This window comes from Zoogloea oryzae (assembly GCF_030161255.1).
Lineage (GTDB): Bacteria > Pseudomonadota > Gammaproteobacteria > Burkholderiales > Rhodocyclaceae > Zoogloea > Zoogloea oryzae.
The window spans coordinates 1-760 of sequence record NZ_BSPX01000263.1 but is presented as its reverse complement, the minus strand read 5'-3'; the positions used below and the strand labels follow the sequence as shown (position 1 = coordinate 760).

General features: G+C 31.2%; 1 protein-coding gene. It reads left to right on the top strand.

The annotated features are described in order from the left end of the window. Positions 1-310: 310 nt before the first annotated feature. On the top strand, positions 311-760 hold a 450-nt coding region (gene ccsA, locus QQK25_RS24945; protein ID WP_284190102.1), incomplete at its 3' end, for a cytochrome c biogenesis protein CcsA.

Genomic DNA, 760 nt, shown 5'->3' with positions numbered 1-760 from the left:
ATTTGCTTTGATAGCTATTTTCTTTTATATTATCCGGAAAAGTAGACTACATATATAAGTCTAAGAAAATCTATTTTCACTCTTCTTCTCTTTACACTAGAAATGGAGGAGGACCGATTTGACAAACCTATGATAACTCTTCTTTTCGAACCTTTTTTAGAATTTTTATTTTTTTTTTATGATTTTTTTTACTTTAGAACATATATTTACTCACATATCTTTTTCAATCATTTCAATTGTAATTACGATTTATTTGATAACTTTATTAACCCGCGAAATAGGAGGACTAGCTAATTCGTCAGAAAAGGGCATGTTAGTTACTTTTTTCTGTATAACAGGATTATTAGTTACTCGTTGGATTTTTTCCGGGCATTTACCCTTAAGTGATTTATATGAATCATTAATGTTCCTTTCATGGAGTTTATCTATTATTCATAGGATCCCTTATTTTAGGAACCATAAAAATACTTTAAGCGCAATAACCACACCAAGTGTTATTTTTACCCAGGGCTTTGCCACTTCAGGTCTTTTAACTGAAATGCACCAATCCGCAATATTAGTACCTGCTCTGCAATCCCAGTGGTTAATGATGCACGTAAGTATGATGATCTTGAGCTATGCAGCTCTTCTATGCGGCTCCTTATTATCGATAGCTCTTCTAGTCATTACATTTAGAGAAAATAGACAAACGTTTCCTAAGATCCAATTTGTGAATCAAAGAATAAATTTTTTACAAAAAACTTATTGTCTTTCATTTAGA